At 68.2% G+C, this 18036-nt stretch carries 15 protein-coding genes; 4 read left to right on the forward strand and 11 right to left on the reverse strand.

What is annotated here, in order from left to right:
* Positions 1-25 precede the first annotated feature (25 nt).
* The 11 genes from ACLD0U_RS10440 to ACLD0U_RS10490 all read right to left on the reverse strand — a co-directional run bounded on the left by ACLD0U_RS10440 (position 26) and on the right by ACLD0U_RS10490 (position 13199).
* Positions 26-1183, reverse strand: coding sequence for a DNA polymerase III subunit delta' (locus tag ACLD0U_RS10440; RefSeq protein ID WP_206821917.1), 1158 nt, complete (start codon positions 1181-1183; stop codon positions 26-28).
* A 47-nt stretch (positions 1184-1230) separates the two neighbouring features.
* A complete protein-coding gene (gene tmk / locus ACLD0U_RS10445) occupies positions 1231-1854 on the reverse strand; it encodes a dTMP kinase (RefSeq protein WP_179410158.1) in 624 nt (207 codons plus the stop codon).
* A complete protein-coding gene (gene topA, locus ACLD0U_RS10450; RefSeq protein WP_410340596.1) occupies positions 1851-4679 on the reverse strand; it encodes a type I DNA topoisomerase in 2829 nt (942 codons plus the stop codon). The genes tmk and topA overlap by 4 nt, the downstream gene beginning before the upstream one ends.
* Positions 4680-4926: 247 nt before the next feature.
* On the reverse strand, positions 4927-5940 hold the full coding sequence (locus tag ACLD0U_RS10455) for a CNNM domain-containing protein (protein WP_179410156.1): 1014 nt from the start codon (positions 5938-5940) through the stop codon (positions 4927-4929).
* The gene (locus tag ACLD0U_RS10460; protein ID WP_179410155.1) at positions 5937-7352 is read right to left on the reverse strand and encodes a hemolysin family protein; all 1416 of its coding nucleotides are present in this window, start codon (positions 7350-7352) and stop codon (positions 5937-5939) included. Before ACLD0U_RS10460 ends, ACLD0U_RS10455 begins: the two co-directional genes overlap by 4 nt.
* A 180-nt stretch (positions 7353-7532) precedes the next feature.
* Positions 7533-8387: a siderophore-interacting protein gene (locus ACLD0U_RS10465; RefSeq protein WP_410340597.1), complete on the reverse strand. Its 855-nt coding sequence runs from the start codon at positions 8385-8387 to the stop codon at positions 7533-7535.
* The gene (locus ACLD0U_RS10470) at positions 8384-9223 is read right to left on the reverse strand and encodes an ABC transporter ATP-binding protein (RefSeq protein ID WP_410340598.1); all 840 of its coding nucleotides are present in this window, start codon (positions 9221-9223) and stop codon (positions 8384-8386) included. Before ACLD0U_RS10470 ends, ACLD0U_RS10465 begins: the two co-directional genes overlap by 4 nt.
* Positions 9216-10268, reverse strand: coding sequence for a FecCD family ABC transporter permease (locus ACLD0U_RS10475; protein ID WP_410340599.1), 1053 nt, complete (start codon positions 10266-10268; stop codon positions 9216-9218). The genes ACLD0U_RS10470 and ACLD0U_RS10475 overlap by 8 nt, the downstream gene beginning before the upstream one ends.
* Complete coding sequence (locus ACLD0U_RS10480; protein ID WP_410340600.1) at positions 10265-11308, reverse strand: FecCD family ABC transporter permease; 1044 nt, start codon at positions 11306-11308, stop codon at positions 10265-10267. Before ACLD0U_RS10480 ends, ACLD0U_RS10475 begins: the two co-directional genes overlap by 4 nt.
* Positions 11305-12240 (reverse strand): ABC transporter substrate-binding protein, encoded by a 936-nt coding sequence (locus tag ACLD0U_RS10485; protein WP_410340601.1) that lies wholly within the window; start codon positions 12238-12240, stop codon positions 11305-11307. The genes ACLD0U_RS10480 and ACLD0U_RS10485 overlap by 4 nt, the downstream gene beginning before the upstream one ends.
* Before the next feature lie 200 nt (positions 12241-12440).
* Entirely contained in the window at positions 12441-13199 is a 759-nt protein-coding gene (locus ACLD0U_RS10490) for a GntR family transcriptional regulator (RefSeq protein ID WP_410340602.1), read from the reverse strand.
* A 153-nt stretch (positions 13200-13352) separates the two neighbouring features.
* Between ACLD0U_RS10490 and ACLD0U_RS10495 the strand changes: the two genes are divergently transcribed.
* The 4 genes from ACLD0U_RS10495 to phnE all read left to right on the forward strand — a co-directional run bounded on the left by ACLD0U_RS10495 (position 13353) and on the right by phnE (position 17800).
* On the forward strand, positions 13353-14090 hold the full coding sequence (locus ACLD0U_RS10495; protein ID WP_206821903.1) for an HAD-IA family hydrolase: 738 nt from the start codon (positions 13353-13355) through the stop codon (positions 14088-14090).
* Positions 14091-14144: 54 nt separating this feature from the next.
* The gene (locus ACLD0U_RS10500; protein WP_206551546.1) at positions 14145-15074 is read left to right on the forward strand and encodes a phosphate/phosphite/phosphonate ABC transporter substrate-binding protein; all 930 of its coding nucleotides are present in this window, start codon (positions 14145-14147) and stop codon (positions 15072-15074) included.
* A 111-nt stretch (positions 15075-15185) separates the two neighbouring features.
* Positions 15186-16040, forward strand: coding sequence for a phosphonate ABC transporter ATP-binding protein (gene phnC / locus ACLD0U_RS10505; RefSeq protein ID WP_206551545.1), 855 nt, complete (start codon positions 15186-15188; stop codon positions 16038-16040).
* A 50-nt stretch (positions 16041-16090) separates the two neighbouring features.
* Positions 16091-17800, forward strand: a complete 1710-nt coding sequence (gene phnE / locus ACLD0U_RS10510) for a phosphonate ABC transporter, permease protein PhnE (protein ID WP_206821901.1) — start codon at positions 16091-16093, stop codon at positions 17798-17800.
* Positions 17801-18036: the final 236 nt, after the last annotated feature.

An 18036-nucleotide genomic window follows, 5' to 3' on the forward strand; every position in this document is an offset into this window, starting at 1 on the left:
GGTGCGCGGGGTTCGGTTGAGTGGTTCACGGGGTCCTTCCGCTGGCGACGGTGACGAACAGGCTCTCCAGGGCGAGCAACGGGGCGACATTGCGCTCCAACGACTCCCGCGTTTCGGCGATCGCGTCGAGCACCACGAGAGTGCGCTGCACCGGCCAGGCAGCAGCGACGGCTTCGAGCTCGGCGAGCAGTTCGGCGTTGATCAGCCCCTCGCGACGCCCGAACTGCAGCATGACGACGTCGCGGTACATCGACTGCAGGTCGGTGAGCACCCGGTCGATACCGTCGCGCAGGCTGCGCGTGGCCCGCTTCTTCTGCTCGTCTTCCAGCGCCGAGATCTGCGATCGCAACGCGGGCGGTACGGCCTGCCCCTCGGCGACACCGACCATGCGCAGCAGTGCGGCGCGTTCGGCAGCATCCCGCTCGGCGGTGAGCGACTTCGCGTCCTCGGTGGCCGCCTGAATGATGCGCCCGGCCACCTCGACGGCGGTGCCAACGCCCCGCACGCCGAGCACGGCGCGCAGGCTCTCGTCGCGTCGACGTCGGGCGTCGTCGTTGCCGGCCAGCCGCTGCGCCATGCCGATGTGACGCTGGGCATGCCGAGCCGCCTGTTCAGCGACGACGTCATCGGCCCCCGTGCGCGCCGAGATCAGACGCGCGACGTCCGCCACATCGGGCTCGCGCAACCGCAGTGCACGCACGCGCGAGCGGATCGTGGGCAGCAGGTCTGCCTCGCTGGGCGCACACAGCACCCACACGGTCTGCTCGGGCGGCTCTTCCAGGGCTTTCAGCAGCACGTTCGAGGTGCGTTCGACCATACGGTCGGCGTCTTCGACGACGATCACGCGATATCGCCCGGCCGATGGCGCGAAGTACGACCGTTCCACGAGCGCGCGGGCCTCTTTGATCGTGATGATCACCTTGTCGGTGCGCAGCGCGGTGACATCGGGATGCGTTCCGGCGAGCACTTGCCGCATCGTGGCCTGATCTTCAGGGCCCGCGGCGATCAGCGCCGCGGCGAAGGCATAGGCGAGCGTCGAGCGTCCCGACCCCGGCGGACCGGTGATCAGCCACGCGTGCGACAGCGCGGCCGGGTCGGCTGCTGCCTGACGCAGCGTCTGCACCGCAGCTTCCTGCCCCCAGACATCCGACCACGGAAACGGGGCGGTCGAGACGGCGGTCATGCTCTCCAGCCTAACGGCGTGACCGACATCGGCTGCTGTACCCGACGTCAGAGCAGGCGCGCGAGGCGCGCACGCACGACGACGGCGATGTCGTCGGGATCGGCCGTCGCGTCGACCACCAGGAACCGCTGAGGCTCGGCGGCGGCAAGAGCGAGGAACGCGTCGCGGACACGCGTGTGGAACTCCTCCTTCTCCGCCTCCAGACGGTCGAAGGGCTTGTCGTCGGCATCCAATCGCTTCCGCGCCAGCGACGGATCGATATCGAGCAGAACGGTCAGGTCGGGCAGCGCGCCTTCGGTGGCCCACAGCGAAAGCTCGCGCACCTCGCCCGCATCGAGCACTCGGCCCGCTCCCTGATAGGCGACGGACGAGTCGAGGTAGCGGTCCTGCACGACCACGTCGCCCCGCTGCAGCGCCGGCCGGACGACTGTCGCGACGTGGTGCGCCCGGTCAGCCGCATAGAGCAGCGCCTCGGCCCGCGGCGCGATGTCGCCGCGGTGATGCAGGACGATGTCGCGAATGAGCACCCCGACCTCGGAGCCGCCGGGTTCCCGCGTGCGCAACACGGTTCGCCCCTGCGCCTCGAGCCACGAACCCAGCAGCGCGGCCTGCGTCGACTTGCCGGAACCGTCGCCGCCCTCGAAGGTGACCCAGACGCCCGCTGAGCTCACGAACTCGCCTTGGCCTGCGCGGCCTTGATGCGGTTCGCCGCACGCGTGGCGGCTGCCTTTTTGGCGGCGGCGGAGCGAGCCGCAGCCTTCTCCTCGTCCGTCTTGGCCGCTGCCTTCTTGGCCGGCGCCTTCTTGGCAGGAGCCTTCTTGGCCGGCGCCTTCTTGGCCGGCGCCTTCTTACCGCGCTTGGGCGCGGGGCCCTTTGCGCGCTTGTCGGCGAGCATCTGCACGGCGATCTCGAAGGTGATGTCGTCCGGAGTCTGACCGCGCGGGATGGTGACGTTCGTCTCGCCGTCGGTCACGTACGGGCCGAAGCGCCCGTCGCGCACGCGGATCGGCTTACCGCTGACGGGGTCGGCGTCGAACTCGGCGAGCGCGCTCGACGCCTTGCGGGCGCCGTACTTCGGCTGCGCATACAGCTCGAGCGCCTGCTCCAGGGTGACGTCGAAGATCTGCGCCTCGCTCTCGAGCGAGCGCGAATCCGTGCCCTTCTTCAAGTACGGGCCGAAGCGACCGTTCTGGGCCGTGATCTCGTCGCCCGACTCGGGATCGACGCCCACGACGCGCGGCAGGCTCAGCAGCTTCAGCGCGGCATCGAGGTCGATGGTCTCGACCGACATCGAGCGGAACAGCGATGCCGTGCGCGGCTTGGGCGCATCCTTCTTGGCCTTCTTCGCCTTGGGCGCCTCGACGACCTCGCCCGTGGCCGCGTCAACGGCGTCCTCGTCGGAGACCGGGTCGTTCTCCTGCACGTAGGGCCCGAACCGACCGTCCTTGACGACAATGACCTTGCCGTTCTCGGGGTTCTCGCCCAGCACGCGGTCGCCCGCGACCGGCGCGTCGATCAGCTCCTGAGCCTTCTCGGCGGTCAGCTCATCGGGCGCGAGATCCTCGGGCACGTTGACGATACGGGGCTTCGCCTCGGGGTCGGCGGGGTCGGTCACCTCGAGGTACGGGCCGTACTTGCCGAAGCGCAACGTCGCGGTTTCGGTGATCCGGGTGGAGTTCAGTGCCCGCGCATCGATCTCGCCGAGGTTGTCGACGACCTGCCGCAGTCCGACCTGCGAATCCGATCCGTAGTAGAACGAGCGCAGCCACTCGACGCGGTTCTGCTCGCCACGGGCGATCGCATCGAGATCGTCTTCGAGTGCCGCCGTGAAGTCGTAGTCGATCAGGTCGGCGAAGTGCTGCTCGAGCAGACGCACGACGCTGAAGGCGAGCCACGTCGGCACCAGCGCCTGACCGCGCTTCGAGGCATAGCCGCGATCGATGACCGTACCGATGGTGCTGGCGAACGTCGACGGACGGCCGATGCCGTGCTCTTCGAGTGCCTTCACCAGCGACGCCTCGGTGTAGCGGGGCTTCGGCGTGGTGCGGTGGCCCTTGGCGGTAGCATCCGACATCGCCACCTCGTCGCCGACGGCGACGGCGGGCAGCGACTGCTCATCGGCCTTGTCCTGGGCGTTGCGCTTCTCGTCGAGTCCCTCTTCGTACGCCTCGAGGAACCCACGGAACGTGTACACGGTGCCCGAGGCGGTGAACTCGGCGGTCTGCCCGTCGGCGTCGACCTCGAGCGTGACCGTGGTCGTCTCGTACTTGGCATCCGACATCTGGCTGGCGACGGTGCGCTTCCAGATCAGGTCGTACAGCTTCTGCTCGTCGCGGTCGAGTCCGGATGCCACGGACGAGGGCGTACGGAAGGTGTCGCCCGAGGGGCGGATCGCCTCGTGCGCCTCCTGCGCGTTCTTGCTCTTGGACTTGTACACGCGGGGCTTCAGCGGCACGGCCGCGTCGCCGTACAGGGCGACGGCCTGGCTGCGGGCGGCCTGCGTCGCCTGCGCGCTCAGCGCCACCGAGTCGGTACGCATATAGGTGATGTACCCCTTCTCGTACAGACGCTGCGCGACGCCCATGGCGTGCTTGGCGCTCATCGAGAGCTTGCGACCGGCCTCCTGCTGCATCGTCGAGGTGGTGAACGGGGCGTAGGGGCTGCGGGTTCCGGGCTTGGCCTCGACCTTGCTGACGGTCGCCGACGCGGCGGCGTCGACCGCCGCTGCGAGCGCGGTCGCCTGCTGCTCGGTGAGCACGACGACGGCCTTCTTGAGCTTGCCGGTGTCGTCGAAGTCGGTACCGCGTGCCAGCTGTCCGCCGTCGACGCGCACCAGGCGCGTGCGGAACGACTTGCCGGTTGCGGCAGCGTCGGCCTCGACGTCCCAGTACTCGGCCGACACGAACGCCATGCGCTCACGTTCGCGCTCGACGATCATGCGGGTGGCGGCGGACTGCACGCGGCCGGCCGAGAGACCGGACTTGACCTTGTACCAGAGCACCGGCGAGACGTCCCAGCCGTACAGACGGTCGAGGATGCGGCGGGTCTCTTGCGCATCGACCAGCGCGATGTCGAGCTCACGGGTGTTGCCGACGGCCGCCTGGATGGCGTCCTTGGTGATCTCGTGGAACACCATGCGCTTGACGGGCACCTTGGGCTTGAGCGTCTCGAGCAGGTGCCAGGCGATCGCCTCACCCTCACGGTCTTCATCTGTGGCGAGCAGCACCTCGTCGGCGCCCTTGAGCGCGCGGCGCAGTTCGGCGACCGTCTTCGTCTTGCGGTCAGAGACCACGTAGAAGGGGTCGAAGTCGTTCTCGACGTCGATCGAGTACTTCCCGTACGCCTTCTTCTGGTCGGCGGGGATGTCCTTCTTGTCGGCCAGGTCACGGATGTGGCCGACCGAGCTGAGCACCTCGTAACCATCACCGAGGTAGCCCTGGATCGATCGCATCTTCGTCGGGGACTCGACGATGACGAGCTTCTTGCCTTCAGCCAAGGGTGCGTCCTTTCTTCGAAGCACACCATACACACCGCATTCCCGGCGTGAGCCGAGAGTACCGATGACCGGATTCATCGGAAAGGGGTATGCGTTAAGAGGGGTTCGTCGTCACGTTCTCCGCGTGTGCCCGCACGGGCTCGCGAGACGGCGACGACACCAGCGTACGCGGAACCGGCCCTGTCCGTCGCCGGACGACGGCGCCGATCGTCACCGGGAGCGGCCGAGACCGCGCCCGGTGACGGTCTCAACCCGCCATCTGGTCCGCCGTCGGAAGGATCTGCCGCAGCAGGTCGTCGACGGTCACCACACCGATGAGCTCGGCCTGGGAGACGACGACCGCGAACTGCGCACGAGCGGCGCGCATGCGGGTCAGAGCGTCGTATGCGGAGTCATCGGGCGCGAGCACCAGGGGCACACGGGCGATCTGCGCCACCGGCGTGTCGGAGGCGACCCCAAGGGTGTCGCGCACGTGCGCGACACGGCAGTCCGCGCCCGTTCCGACGAGGATGCGCAGATGCGTGGATGCTTCAGCCGCGGCCTGCACGTCGGCGGCCGTGGCATTCTCAGCCACCGCCGTCGGTCGTCGATCGGTGCGCACGATATCTCCCACCGTCGACGACCCCAGGGTGATGGCGCGCACGATCGGGCGCGAATACTGCTCCTCGAGAGCGCCGGCGGCGCGCGAGTGCGCGACGAGTTCGCGGATGGTGTCGGCGTCCTGCCCGCCCACCGCGGCCTTCTCAACCGGTTCGACGCCGGATGCCCGCACGAGCCGGTTCGCGATGCGGTTGATCCACAGCAGGAAGGGGCGCAGCGGCCACGTCATCGCGCGGGCGGCGAGCGCGGTCGACTTCGCTGCGGTCTCGGGGTGCGCGATCGCCCACGACTTCGGCGCCATCTCACCGATGACGAGATGCAGGAAGGTGACGATCACCAGGGCGATCATGAACGCGATGATGTCGGCGGCGACCGCCGGCACGTTCCACTGCACCAGCACCGGCGCCAACGCGTAGTCGATAGCCGGCTTGGTGATCGCGCCGAGCAGGAACGTACAAGCGGTGATGCCCAGCTGGGCAAACGCGAGCATGACGGTCAGCTCGTTGACGCTGCGCAGCGCAGCACGGGCCGAGGCGCTGTGCTCGGCCTCCTCTTCGAGCCGATGACGGCGCGCGGCGAGCAGCGCGAACTCGACGATGACGAAGAACGCACTCGCCACGATCAGAGCGATCGTGATGATCGTGACCATCCACCAACTCATCGTGCCGCCTCCTCGTCGCGTCGATCCTCTGTGGGCGCGTCAGCGGTAGCATCCGCGTCGTCGTCGGTCTCGTGCAGACGCACGGCGACCCGTGACGGCACCAGCCGCGCCACCTCGATGACCTCGACCTCCAGGCTCCGGTGGATCCGCAGGCCCTGCACCGTCTCGCTCGGCCGGTCGGCCAGGCTGATCGTGACGATGGCGCCGACCGGGGGCAGGTCTCCGTACTCGCGGATGATCAGGCCCGCGATCGTCTCATCCTCATCGTCGTCCTCGTCGAAGTCGTATCCGACCAGACGCTCGACCTCGTCGAGGTGCACGTCGCCGTCGATCCACCAGCGGTCGTCGTGCATGCGCAGGGGGTCGGGGGCGTCGTCGTGCTCGTCCGAGAGTTCTCCGGCGACCTCCTCGGTGAGATCCTCGATGGTGAGGATGCCGTCGAAGTTGCCGTACTCGTCGACGACGCAGGCCATCTCGTTGCGCGCCAGGCGCATGCGATCGAGCGCCACGGGCAGACGCATCGCGGTGGGCAGGATGACGGGTTCGCGCATGATCGTGCTCACCGGAGCATCGCCGGAGCCGCCGGAGCGCAGCAGGTCGATCAGCTCGACCACGCCGACCGGCACGTCCTCATCGCCGACCACCGGGTAGCGGGTGTGACCGACGGCCATCATCGCGCGCACCTCGGCGATCGTCGTATCGGGCTGGACGGAGTCGACCCGCGAGCGCGGAACCATCGCGTGCTCGACGTCGCGCTGCGGAAAGTCGAGGATGCGATCGATCATGATCGACAGGTCATCGGGCAGGTCACCGCTGGCGCGGGAGTCCTCGATGATCGCTTCGAGATCGCGAGCGGTCGCACTGGCGTCGACGTCTTCGAGGGGTTCGATGCGCAGCAGGCGCAGCAGGGCGTTCGCGGCGAGATCGAACACGGCGATCAGCCAACCGAACAGCAGCAGGTAGATGCGCGTCGGCACGGCCAGAGCACGGGCAAGCGGTTCGGGGCTCGCGATGGCGAGATTCTTCGGGTACAGCTCGCCGAAGATCATCGTCACGACGGTGGCCAGCAACAGCGCCCCGGTCGTTCCGATCAGCACCGAGACGGCGGGATCGAGGCCCACGCCACCGAGCAGCGTGCCGATCGACTGACCGATCAACGGCTCGGCGACGTAACCGATCAGCAGACCCGTCACGGTGATGCCGAGCTGCGCGCCCGAGAGCATGAACGAGGTGCGCTTGGTGATCGCCAGCACGCGCTTCGCCTGAAGGTCGCCCTTCTCGGCTTGAGCGGCCATTCGCGACCGGTCGACCGACATGTACGCGAACTCCTGCGCGACGAAGAACCCGCAGGCCGCGATGATCGCCAGCGTCAGCAGCACGCCCAGCAACAGTGTGAGCGCCGCGATCAGCATCCGATCTCACCCCCTCTCATCAGATCGAGAGGGCTCGGATATCCGCCCTCCTGGTCGGTGGAGGTTCGAGGAATGCTCACGGGTGTTCTTTCTTGTACGGTCCGCACGGCACGGGTGGGCACTGCCAGCGTAGCGAGAACTGGCGAGGAGCGCGCTGTGAGGCCGTGGCCGCCGCGCGGATCACCCCACGAGGGGCCCGCCGACCTTCCAGTAACCGAGGAACGCCACCCGGGACTTGGGCACACCGAGGCTCGCCGTGAGATGGCGACGCACCCGCGCCGTGGTGCCGGACTCCCCCGCCAGCCAGGCGTAGAACCCCGGGTCCGCGTGCATCCCCTCGCCGCGTTCCCGGCCCCATTCGACGACCGCGCGCTCGGCGCCGGTGCAGTCGGGGTCATCGCCGCGCGATACGCGCGTGATGTGCGCATGCGCCGGGGCATGCGCTGTCACGATGTCATCGGCCGGGTCGGTGCATTCGAGGATCACGTCCACCCGCTCGGCGTCGGGCACCGCGCGCAGGATCGCGGCGACGGCCGGGAACGCCGTCTCGTCGGCCACCAGCAGCATCCGCTTGGCATCGCCCGGCGCCCAGTGCAGCCCGTAACCGGTCCAGCCGTTGCGGCTGTCCGGACCGGTGATCACCACACGGTCACCGGGAACGGCCTGTGCTGCCCAGGCGGATGCCGGGCCGGCTGGATCGTGCAGGTAGATGTCCACGTCGATCTCGCGCGACTCCGGACGAATGCCGGACGGCGTATACGTGCGCATCACGTTGCGCGCACCGTCAGGCAGTTCCTTCCATCGCGTGTACCAGTGCGACGGGTGCGGCGTGGGTTCGTCGAGCAGTCCGACATCCGGAAAGGACCCGTCGGCCAGCGACAGAACGATCTTGATGCGCTGATCGGTTCCCCAGGTCGCGAAGTGCTCGAGTGCCTCACCCCCGAACGTCAGCCGCACGAATCCGGGGCTGATCTGCCGCCGGGCGGTCACCACGACCGGAAAGGCGCTGTACTCCCATGGCCGCGGGCTGCTCATACGTTCTCCTTCATCTTCGTGTTCCGTGCCGCGCCGCCGAGAGGGACGACGAGCGGGCCGCCGGTGACCGGATCGTCGATCACCACGTTCGCGAGGCCGAACACCTCTTCGACCCGCTCGCTCGTGATCACCTCGGCGGGCGGCCCCTCGGCGAGGATCCGTCCCCCGCGCATCGCGATGATGTGCGAGGCATAGCGGGCGGCATGGTTGAGGTCGTGCAGCACAGCGACGATCGTGCGCCCCTGCGCGTTCAGCTCGGCGAACAGCTCCATCAGCTCGATCTGGTGAGCGACGTCGAGATAGGTCGTCGGTTCGTCGAGCAGCAACAGGTCCGTCTCCTGTGCGAGCACCATCGCCACCCACACACGTTGACGCTGTCCTCCCGAGAGCTCATCGACCGCACGTTCGGCCAGTTCGCTCGTGCCGGTCGCTGCCAGGGCACGGCGCACCGCGTCCTCATCGGCGACCGACCACTGTCGCAGCAGGTTCTGATGCGGGTACCGGCCACGGGCCACAAGATCACCGACCGTGATCCCGTCCGGCGCGAGTGCGCTCTGCGGCAGCAGCCCGAGCCGTCGGGCGACCTCTTTCGCGGGGTACGTCGAGATCGATCTGCCGTCGAGCACCACCTCTCCACTCGCCGGAGCCAGCAGCCGCGAGAGTCCGCGCAACAGTGTGGACTTGCCGCAGGCGTTCGCGCCGATAATCACGGTGAACGACCCGTCGGGGATCACGACGGTGGTGTCGTGCACGATCATGGTGCGGTCGTACGACAGGGTGATCCCCTCGGCGCGCAAGCGGGCGGAGGGGTCGTTGCGGGGTGCGTGATCAGGCACGGCGGCGTATCTCCCAGATGATCATCAGAACGAGGTAGGCGCCGCCGACCGAGACGGTCACGACCCCCACAGGAAGGGGCACCGGCAGCACGTGCTGCGCGATGAGATCCGAGGCGAGCAGCAGCACCGCACCCAGCAGCGCCGAGAGCCCGAGAGACAGGGTGGGCGTCCGCGCGATCCGGCGAGCGATCTGCGGGGCGGCGAGCGCGATGAACGCGACGGGGCCGGCGACCGTGGTGGCGGCGGCGACCAGCACGACGCCGATCAGCAGAGCCGCGGTACGCACGAAAGCGGGGCGTGCACCGGTAGCCGCGGCCATGTCGTCTCCGAGGTCGATCTGCCGCAGTCGCGGTGCGAGCATCGCGGCGGCCACGGCGAACGGCGCCGCGCACAACAGAGCGATTCCGAGAGCATCCGCCGTCACACCGTTGAGCGACCCTGTGCCCCAGGCCGACGCGAACATCGCCGTCTCGAGTTCGATCTGCAACAGCATCCACGTGTTGACCGAGGCCAGCATCGCCGAGATGCCGATGCCGATGATGATCAATCGGAACCCCTGCACCCCGCCCCGCGCGGCGAGCAACCAGATCAGCGCGGCGGTACCGAGCCCACCGATCAGCGCACCGGCCGTACGCGCGGGGGCGCTGGCCGACACGAACACCAGGGTCAGCAGCATCCCGGTGAACGCGCCGTTCGACAGTCCGAGGATGTCCGGGCTGGCCAGCGGGTTGCGCGTCACCGTTTGGAACAGAGCGCCCGCGATGGCCAGTAGAGCGCCGAGCGAGATCGCGGCCAGCGCCCGTGGCATCCGCCAGTCGAGGACGACGGTGCGGTCGATCGCCTCTCCCCCGCCGAGAAGGACGCGCACGACCTCGGTGGGCGCGAGGGGATACGAGCCGAGGCCGAGCGATACTACGAGCAGAACCACCAGGGTCACGATGGCCGCCGCGCCGACCCACAGACTGCGCACGCGCACCGGCATCCGCAGCGGCCCCGCGGCGAGGACGACCCGGCGCGGTGCGGCGACGAGCGATGAGGCGGTCATAGCGTGCTGGCCTTTCTGCGACGTGCGAGCACGATGAGAACCGGGGCGCCGACCAGCGCTGTGACAATGCCGACAGGTACCTCGGCGGGCGCGATGATCACCCGGCCGACCACATCGGAGAGCAGGACGACAATGGGTGCGAGCACCGCCGACAGCGGGATGATGAGGCGCTGATCGACACCGAACGTCCAGCGGATCACATGGGGCACCATGAGTCCGACGAAGGCGATCGGTCCGGCCAGCGCTGTCGCGCCGCCCGCCAGCAGGGTGACGGCGACGATGACGCCGATGCGGATGCCCGCGACATTCGCCCCTTGTGCCCGAGCGACGTCCTCACCGAGGCCCACCGCGTTCAGTCCGGACGACGATGCGATCGCGATCAGCATCCCGACGGCGAGGAACGGAAGTACCGAGAGCAGATCATCGGTGGTGCGTCCGAGCAACGAACCGGCGTTCCAGCTGCGCATCGAATCGAACGCGTCGGGGTTGCTGAGAATGAGTCCCGTGGTGATGCCCGAGAGCACAGCGCCGAGCGCCACGCCGGCAAGCGTGAGCCGGATCGGGTCGGCAGGGCCCCGCCCCGCCGACCCGACGAGGTACACGGCCACGGTGACGACGAGCGCGCCGAAAAATGCCAACCAGATCGTGTGCGAGGCGCCGCGAACACCGAGGAACGCGACGCCGAGGGCGACGGCCATGGCGGCCCCCGCGTTGACGCCGAGGATGCCGGGGTCGGCCAACGGGTTGCGGGTGAACGCCTGAATCAGCGCACCTGCCACTCCGAGCGCGGCACCCGCAGCGAGGCCGACAAGGGTGCGGGGAACGCGCAGGTCGAAGAGCACAAAGGAGGTCTCGGGTGTGCCTGCCCCGTTCAGCGCGGCGAGCAGCGCGGACGGCGAGAGAGGGTTGGCGCCGATCAGCAGGGACAGCAGCACGGCGACGGCCAGTCCGGCAACGAGCGCGGCGGCCCCGGCCGTGGCGCGACGGAACCGCCGGCGAGGCGGGACCGCACGCGGCCCCGCCTCGATGGCCGGCCTCACCGGTTCGCTTCGAGGTACGCCTCGATGTCGTCGAGCACGGTGTGGGCTCCCTTCGGTCCGACGCCCGACACCCAGTAGCTGGTGTCGACAAGCGTCGCGGCGGCGAAAGCATCGGCGTTCTGACGGAGCGCGGCGGGCATGGTCGAGGCGTCGTCGACATCGATGGTGGTGACGAAGACGTGATCGGCCTGCGCGTCGAGGATGTTCTCGGGTGAGAGGTCTGCCTGCAGGCCGTCGGCCCAGTCGCGCTCGGGGATCGTGTAGCCGACGCACTCGAGCAGGCTGCCGGCGAACGAGACCGGCCCGTAGAGGCTGAGGGTGGTCTCGTCGCGGGGACGGATCAGTTGCGCGGTCTGGCCGTCGACGGCGTACTCGTCGGCGAGGGTGTCACAACGCTCATCGACCGAGGCCAGCAGCGCGGCGACCTCGTCCTCTCGGTTCAGGGCCTGGCCGATGAGCGCGGCGTTGTCGCGCCACGGGTCGGCCTGCGTCGCGATGAACACCGTGGGCGCGATGGCCGACAGCTGCTCGTACAGCGCGGAGTGGCGCGTCTCGGTGCCGAGGATCAGGTCGGGCTTGAGCGCTGCGATGGCCTCGAGATCGGGCTCGGGGACGGTACCCACGCTCTGCACACCCTCCACCCCGAGGTAGGCGGGCGCTCCGGTGATGTTCGAGGCGATCGCCGCGCCGACCGGCGTGATACCCAGGGCGACCGCCGTGTCGAGCTCCAGCGGCTCCAGCGTGACAACGCGTTGCGCCCGCTCGGGCACGTCCGTCGTGCCGCGTGCGTGCTCGACCTGGCGCAGACCGGCGTCGGTCGCGGAGGTGTCGTCAGCGGCGGTCTCGGCGACGGCGCATCCGGTGAGCAGAAGAGCTGCGGCAGCGGTGAGCGCGAGGAGCGCCGTTGCGGGACGGCGGAGGCGTGCGGGCACAGTGAGGCCTTTCATCGGGTGGGATTCGCAGGTCGAGCACCTACTTAGGTAAGGCTAACATTAGTAGACGCCTCGTCTGTGCGCGCTCCAGCAGTCAAACGCGTCGCGAGGCGTCCTTTGACCAGCTGCCCAAAGCCGGGGATCCCTTTGGACCGCAGGCCTGCATGTGACGAACGTGCGCCCTTCCCCAGGCAGCCCGGCTAACTAGCGCAGAACTCGCTGCGGGTGAGCGTGTTCGACACGCTGGACGCCTGCACCTGAAATGTGACCGTGTCGGGCAGATACCGGTCTTCCCCGAACTCGATGGGACGACCGCCGCTCGTGAAGCTTGTGCGCCGCACGCGCAACAGCGGGCTGGATCTGCGGACGTCGAGAAACACAGCGTCCGCGCTCGAGGCGGGCACAGTATCGATGGCGTAGTCCGCGTGCGCGGTGGTGATCCCGAACCGTCGCTGCATTGCGTCCACCACCGATGCCTCATCGGCCGGGATCGCGACGATATGGTTCGTCATCCACTCAGGGTAGGTCGTGCGCTCCAGCATCACGATGCGCCCGTCCAAGGTGCGGGTGCGCGTGACCCGCACCACCGGGCTGCGCAAGGCGACTCGTAGTTTGCGGGCTTCCAGAGCGCTTGCCTGACCAGCATCCGTTGCGTGGACGAGCCCGCCGGGAGTTACGCCTTTGCTCCGCGCCCACTGCGCGAAGGAGCGCAGCTCGACGAAGCTCTGGGTATGCAGCGTGGACTGCACAATCCACCCCGTCCCCTGCACGGGCATCACCATGCCGCGATCCGCGAGACCGGAGAGCGCGTTTCGTACCGTTCCACGCGCTACGCCGTAATGTTCCGCGAGCTTCGTCTCGGACGGGAGCGCGGTGCCAGCGGCAAACTCGGCGTCCACGATCCGCGCGAGTAGGTCGCGCAGAACGTGTCGATACGAGGAGGTGGATGGAGGAGTCACCGGGCCAGCGTACGGGGCCGGTGACCTCCCCCGTGCCGAGGGCGGACAGCCGTTCGCAGTTGTCCGCCCTATCCGCCACAACCCTCCAGAGGGTTCACCAGACGTTCATGGATTCGTTCGGCCGTGCTCATCCGCGGCCGCCGGAATGTTCGGGTGAACATCGCTCCCGCCTCACTGATCGCGGATACCCCTCAACGCCCCGCGCCCGGAGTCCTCTCCTCGCGCCTGGCCGTGCTGTGCGACATGGACGGCACACTGCTCGACACCGAGGCGACATGGCTCGACACGGTGCGCGCGGTGTTCTACGCGTTCGGCGTGACCCCCGCTGAGGATGCAGTAGCAAGCCTCGAAGGAGCCACAACCGAGCAGGCGAGCACCCGAATCGCCGCCTTGATCGGCGAAGAGGTTGCCAAGCCCTCCGCGGTCGCAGCGCAGCTCGAGACGCGCTCGCTCACCGCCATGGAAGGCAACATCCGGTGGCGCCCGGGAGCGGAAGAGCTCCTGCGGTCGTTGCACGATGCGGGCGTTCCGCTCGTGCTGGTGACGAGTTCCACGCGGCGCTGGGTCGATGCCGTTGCCAGCCAGGTCGACTTCTCGCTCTTCACCCACACGATCAGCGCCGACGACGTGGCCCTGGCGAAGCCACACCCCGAGCCGTATCTTCGGGCGGCCGAGCTACTCGGTCGCGCGCCGTCGGAGTGCGTCGTGTTCGAGGACTCCGCTGTCGGTCTGCAGGCTGCCCTCGCGGCCGGATGCACGAGCGTGCTCGTCCGCGCGGACAGCGCGAGCTGGACAGCGGACGCGCACGAGTCCGTGCCGGACTTGCGCGGTGCTGACGCGGCCTGGGTCCGCGCGGTCGCCCAACGGAACACGCATGCCTCCACACCCTGATCTCCGACTTCACTCACGTCATTTGTTCCGCACCCACCACTGAAAGGTATCCCCGTGAATTCACCACTCCGCCGCGGCCTCGCGCTCGTCGCTGGCCTCTCCCTCGTCGGCACGCTCGTCGCCTGCTCTGCGCCCGCTGAGTCCGCAGACACCGATGGCTTTGCCAAGGACGAGAACACCCTGGTCATGGGCATGGTCCCTGATCAGCAGTCGGTCGAGAGCAACTTCCAGCCTCTCGTCGACTACATCGCCGCGAAAACGGGCAAAGAGGTCGAGCTGGTGCAGTCCACCGACTACGCCGCGCTCGTCGAGGCCTCGATCGCCGGCCGGATCGACATCGGCAACTTCTCGGGCTTCACCTATGTAGCCGCCACGAACGGTGGCGCGCCGCTGACGCCGATCGGCGTGACCGTCACGAGTGAGGGCGCCGAGCCCGGCTACGAGTCGCTCACGGTCGTGCCCGCCGGTTCCGACATCACGAAGATCGAAGATCTCAAGGGAAAGAAGGTCTGCTTCGTCGATCCTGGCTCCACCTCCGGCTACCTCTACCCGAGCGCGGAACTGCTCGGCGCGGGGATCGATCCCGAGACTGACGTGACGCCGGTCTTCGCGGGCGGTCACGACGCGTCCGCACAGAAGACGGCTCAGGGCGTCGAGTGCGATGCGGGCTTCGTAGAGGACGCCGTCGTGGAGGTGACGGGGATCGCAGACGGGCTCTTCGCCGAAGGCGACCTGGAGGTGATCAACCGGGTCACTGTGCCGGGTGCGCCTCTCGTCGTTTCCACGAACCTTCCGGATGACGTGCAGCAGTCCCTCAAGGACTCGCTCCAGAACATCACGATCGACCAGATCGCTGCTGAAGGGATCGAGATCACCGACGCATTCAGAGCCTTCTTCACTGAGCTCGTCCCCGTCGAGGACTCCTACTACGACAGCGTGCGCAAGGTCTGCGAAGAGACCGGCGCCGCGCAGTGCCAGCCGTAGCCCACGGATAAGCCCCGGAGGCCCGACGCCGCACGCCGGCTCGGGCCTCCGGAACCGTCCGCGGGGCGCCCCGCACCACGACATCCATCCCGACCTGAGGAGCACCGCCCCATGTCTGACACACCAGCTATCCAGCTCACCGACGTCTCGAAGCAGTACGGTTCCACACGGGCCCTCGACGGGGTATCGCTCAGCGTGGCCACCGGCGAGATCGTGGTCCTCCTGGGGCTCTCCGGATCCGGCAAGTCCACCTTGTTGCGGCATCTCAACGGACTGGAGATGGCGAGTTCCGGCGAGGTACGGGTCTTCGGATCTCCCGTCGGAGACGCACGGGGCAGACTGCTGCGAGCAATCCGCAGCCGTCTCGGCTTCATCTTTCAGCAGTTCGAACTTGTAGGCCCAATCTCAGTGCTCGAGAATGTGCTGACCGGCGCACTGGCCACGCTCCGCGGCCCGCGACTCGGGCTCCTCAGCTACCCGCGCAGACTGCGGATCCGCGCACTCGAGTTGCTCGCGGAGGTAGGACTCGAGCACGTCGCGTTCCAGCGCGCTGACACGCTCTCGGGCGGCCAGCAACAGCGCGTCGCGATCGCACGGGCGTTGATGCAGGAGCCCGAGATCCTTCTCGCGGATGAGCCCGTAGCCTCCCTCGACCCCGAGTCCTCACAGCAGGTGATGACGCTGATCCGCGAGATCGCCGAACGGCGCGGCCTCACGGTCGTGTGCAGCCTCCATCAGGTAGATCTGGCTCTCGCCTGGGCCGATCGTATCGTCGGTTTGCGGCATGGCGGAGTGGTACTCGACCTTCCCGCCGGCGGGCTCGACGCGCAGACCGTGATGCAGGTGTACCGACAGGTCTCCGTGGATGCTGACTCGGCGGCACTCGACCAGCCGGGTCCGCCCGTCGTTCTCGCGGGTACCCCCGCATCCCACGACGCGCGCGAGCTGAGCGAGGTGCTCGCGTGAGCGGCGTGACGACAGAACCGGTCACGCGACAGGCGCCGTCGGGGCCGCCGGTGCCATCCCCGCGATCGGGGCGCAATCGCGCCACGCTCCCGCCACCGAGTCGCAACGCGATCATCGCGACCACTCTGCTGCTCGCACTGCTCGCCGCAGGCCTGTGGTCGTTCCGTGGCGTCGGGCTCTCCTGGGATCAACTGCTGAGGGGAACCGAGTACGCAGGGCAGTTTCTCGGTCGCACCGTACCGTTCGTCTGGCCCACGGTGGGAGAGACGGTCTGGCTCAGTGCGCTGACGCTTGCCATTGTGTTCTGCGGGACCGCACTCGCGGCCGCGCTCTCGATTCCGGTTGCGTATCTCGCCGCCCGCAACACGACCCCGGGCCGCGGTAGCGGGGTACTCGGGCGCTTTCTCGGCGTCACCACACGAGCGGCACCAGATGCGATCATGGCGATGATCTTCGCCCTTGTGATCGGGCAGGGTGCACTCGCCGGGGTACTCGCTCTCGGCATCCATTCCGTTGGCATGATCAGCAAGCTCACCGCCGACGCGATCGAGCAGATCGATGAGGGCCCTGTCCGCGCGCTGCGCGCAGCGGGGGCGAGCCGGGCGCAGCAGTTCTGGGGCGGCGTCTGGCCGCAAGTGCTGCCCGCGTACATCGCAATCGTGTTGCACCGAGCCGATATCAATCTCCGCGTCTCGGTGATTCTCGGCTTCGTTGGTGTGGCAGGTCTCGGTCAGCAGCTCAGCCACGCCATGCAAACGCTGAACTACCGCGAGGCCATCCCCTACGCGATCATCATCTTCGTACTGTGCGTCGTCTTCGAGGTCGTCTCGGCATTGATCCGGCGTTCCCTGCTCGGAACACAGCCCGCGGGCCGCAGCATCGCTCACCGACTGGTGCGACGTTTCACCTCGGCGCCAGCTTCGAAGAACGCCGCGGCACGTATCGCTGCCAGCCAGGATGCCGAGCTGCGGAAGGGGCGGGAGGGGCGCATTCCCTGGACACCGGATCGGCGACGCCAGGCGGGCCTCTTCTGGGGAGCCGCCCTCATCCTCTGCGTGTCCGTGGTCATCGCCGCGACGCAGGGCAGCAGCTTCGCATACTTCTGGAAGAACCTCGGGATCGCATCCGCACGGCTGTGGCCACCGTCGCTCGCGCACGCGAAGTGGGGCGATGTGGCACTCGCGCTCCTCGAGACAGTGCAGATCGCCTTCGCCGCGACTCTGTTCGCCGTGGTGTTCTCTCTGCTGATCGGCGCACTTGCCGCGCGCAACGTGGCTCCGAACCCGATCATGCGCGCCGGTGCTCGGCTCACGCTGATCGCGATTCGCGGCCTGCCCGAGCTGCTTCTCGCTTTGTTCTTCATCATCCTGACAGGGCTCGGCCCCGGTGCCGCGGTGCTCGCACTAGGGATCGGGGGCGTCGGGCTGCTCGGCAAACTTGTCGCGGACTCGCTCGAGGAGGTGAAGCCAGGCCCGGAACGCGCACTCACCGCGGTGGGTGCAACCCGAATGCAGGTCTTCGCGGGGGCGACGTTCCCGCAGGCGGTGCCGGCGTTCGTGGGGCACACGTTGTACCTCCTCGACACCAACATTCGTTCGGCTACGGTCCTCGGCATCGTCGGCGGTGGGGGCATCGGCTACATGCTCGCGAGTGCGGCACGAATAAACCAGCATGAGATGCTGTTCCTGCTTCTGAGCGTTCTCGTGATCGTCTTTCTGGTGGAGGGTCTCTCCTCCTGGCTGCGCCGCCTTCTCGCGTAGGCCGCGAGCATCGAACTTCGCGATGTCACGCGACATCGCTCACTGAAGACGGTGGCTTCTCCTAGGGGAAGCCACCGTCTTCCTCTGTCGGTGAGCGTCACCGCTGGGCTCTGAGTCCGGCTTCTGCTGCTGGAGACCGACCGTACGGATAACTCGCGAGGCGGTTGGCCTCACGATCCCCCGCATAATCGCGGAGGGACAGCCGCGTGGTTACTGCGCCCGTCATGTCCTTCAGC

This window comes from Microbacterium sp. 2216-1, from assembly GCF_046507855.1.
Lineage (GTDB): Bacteria > Actinomycetota > Actinomycetes > Actinomycetales > Microbacteriaceae > Microbacterium > Microbacterium esteraromaticum_C.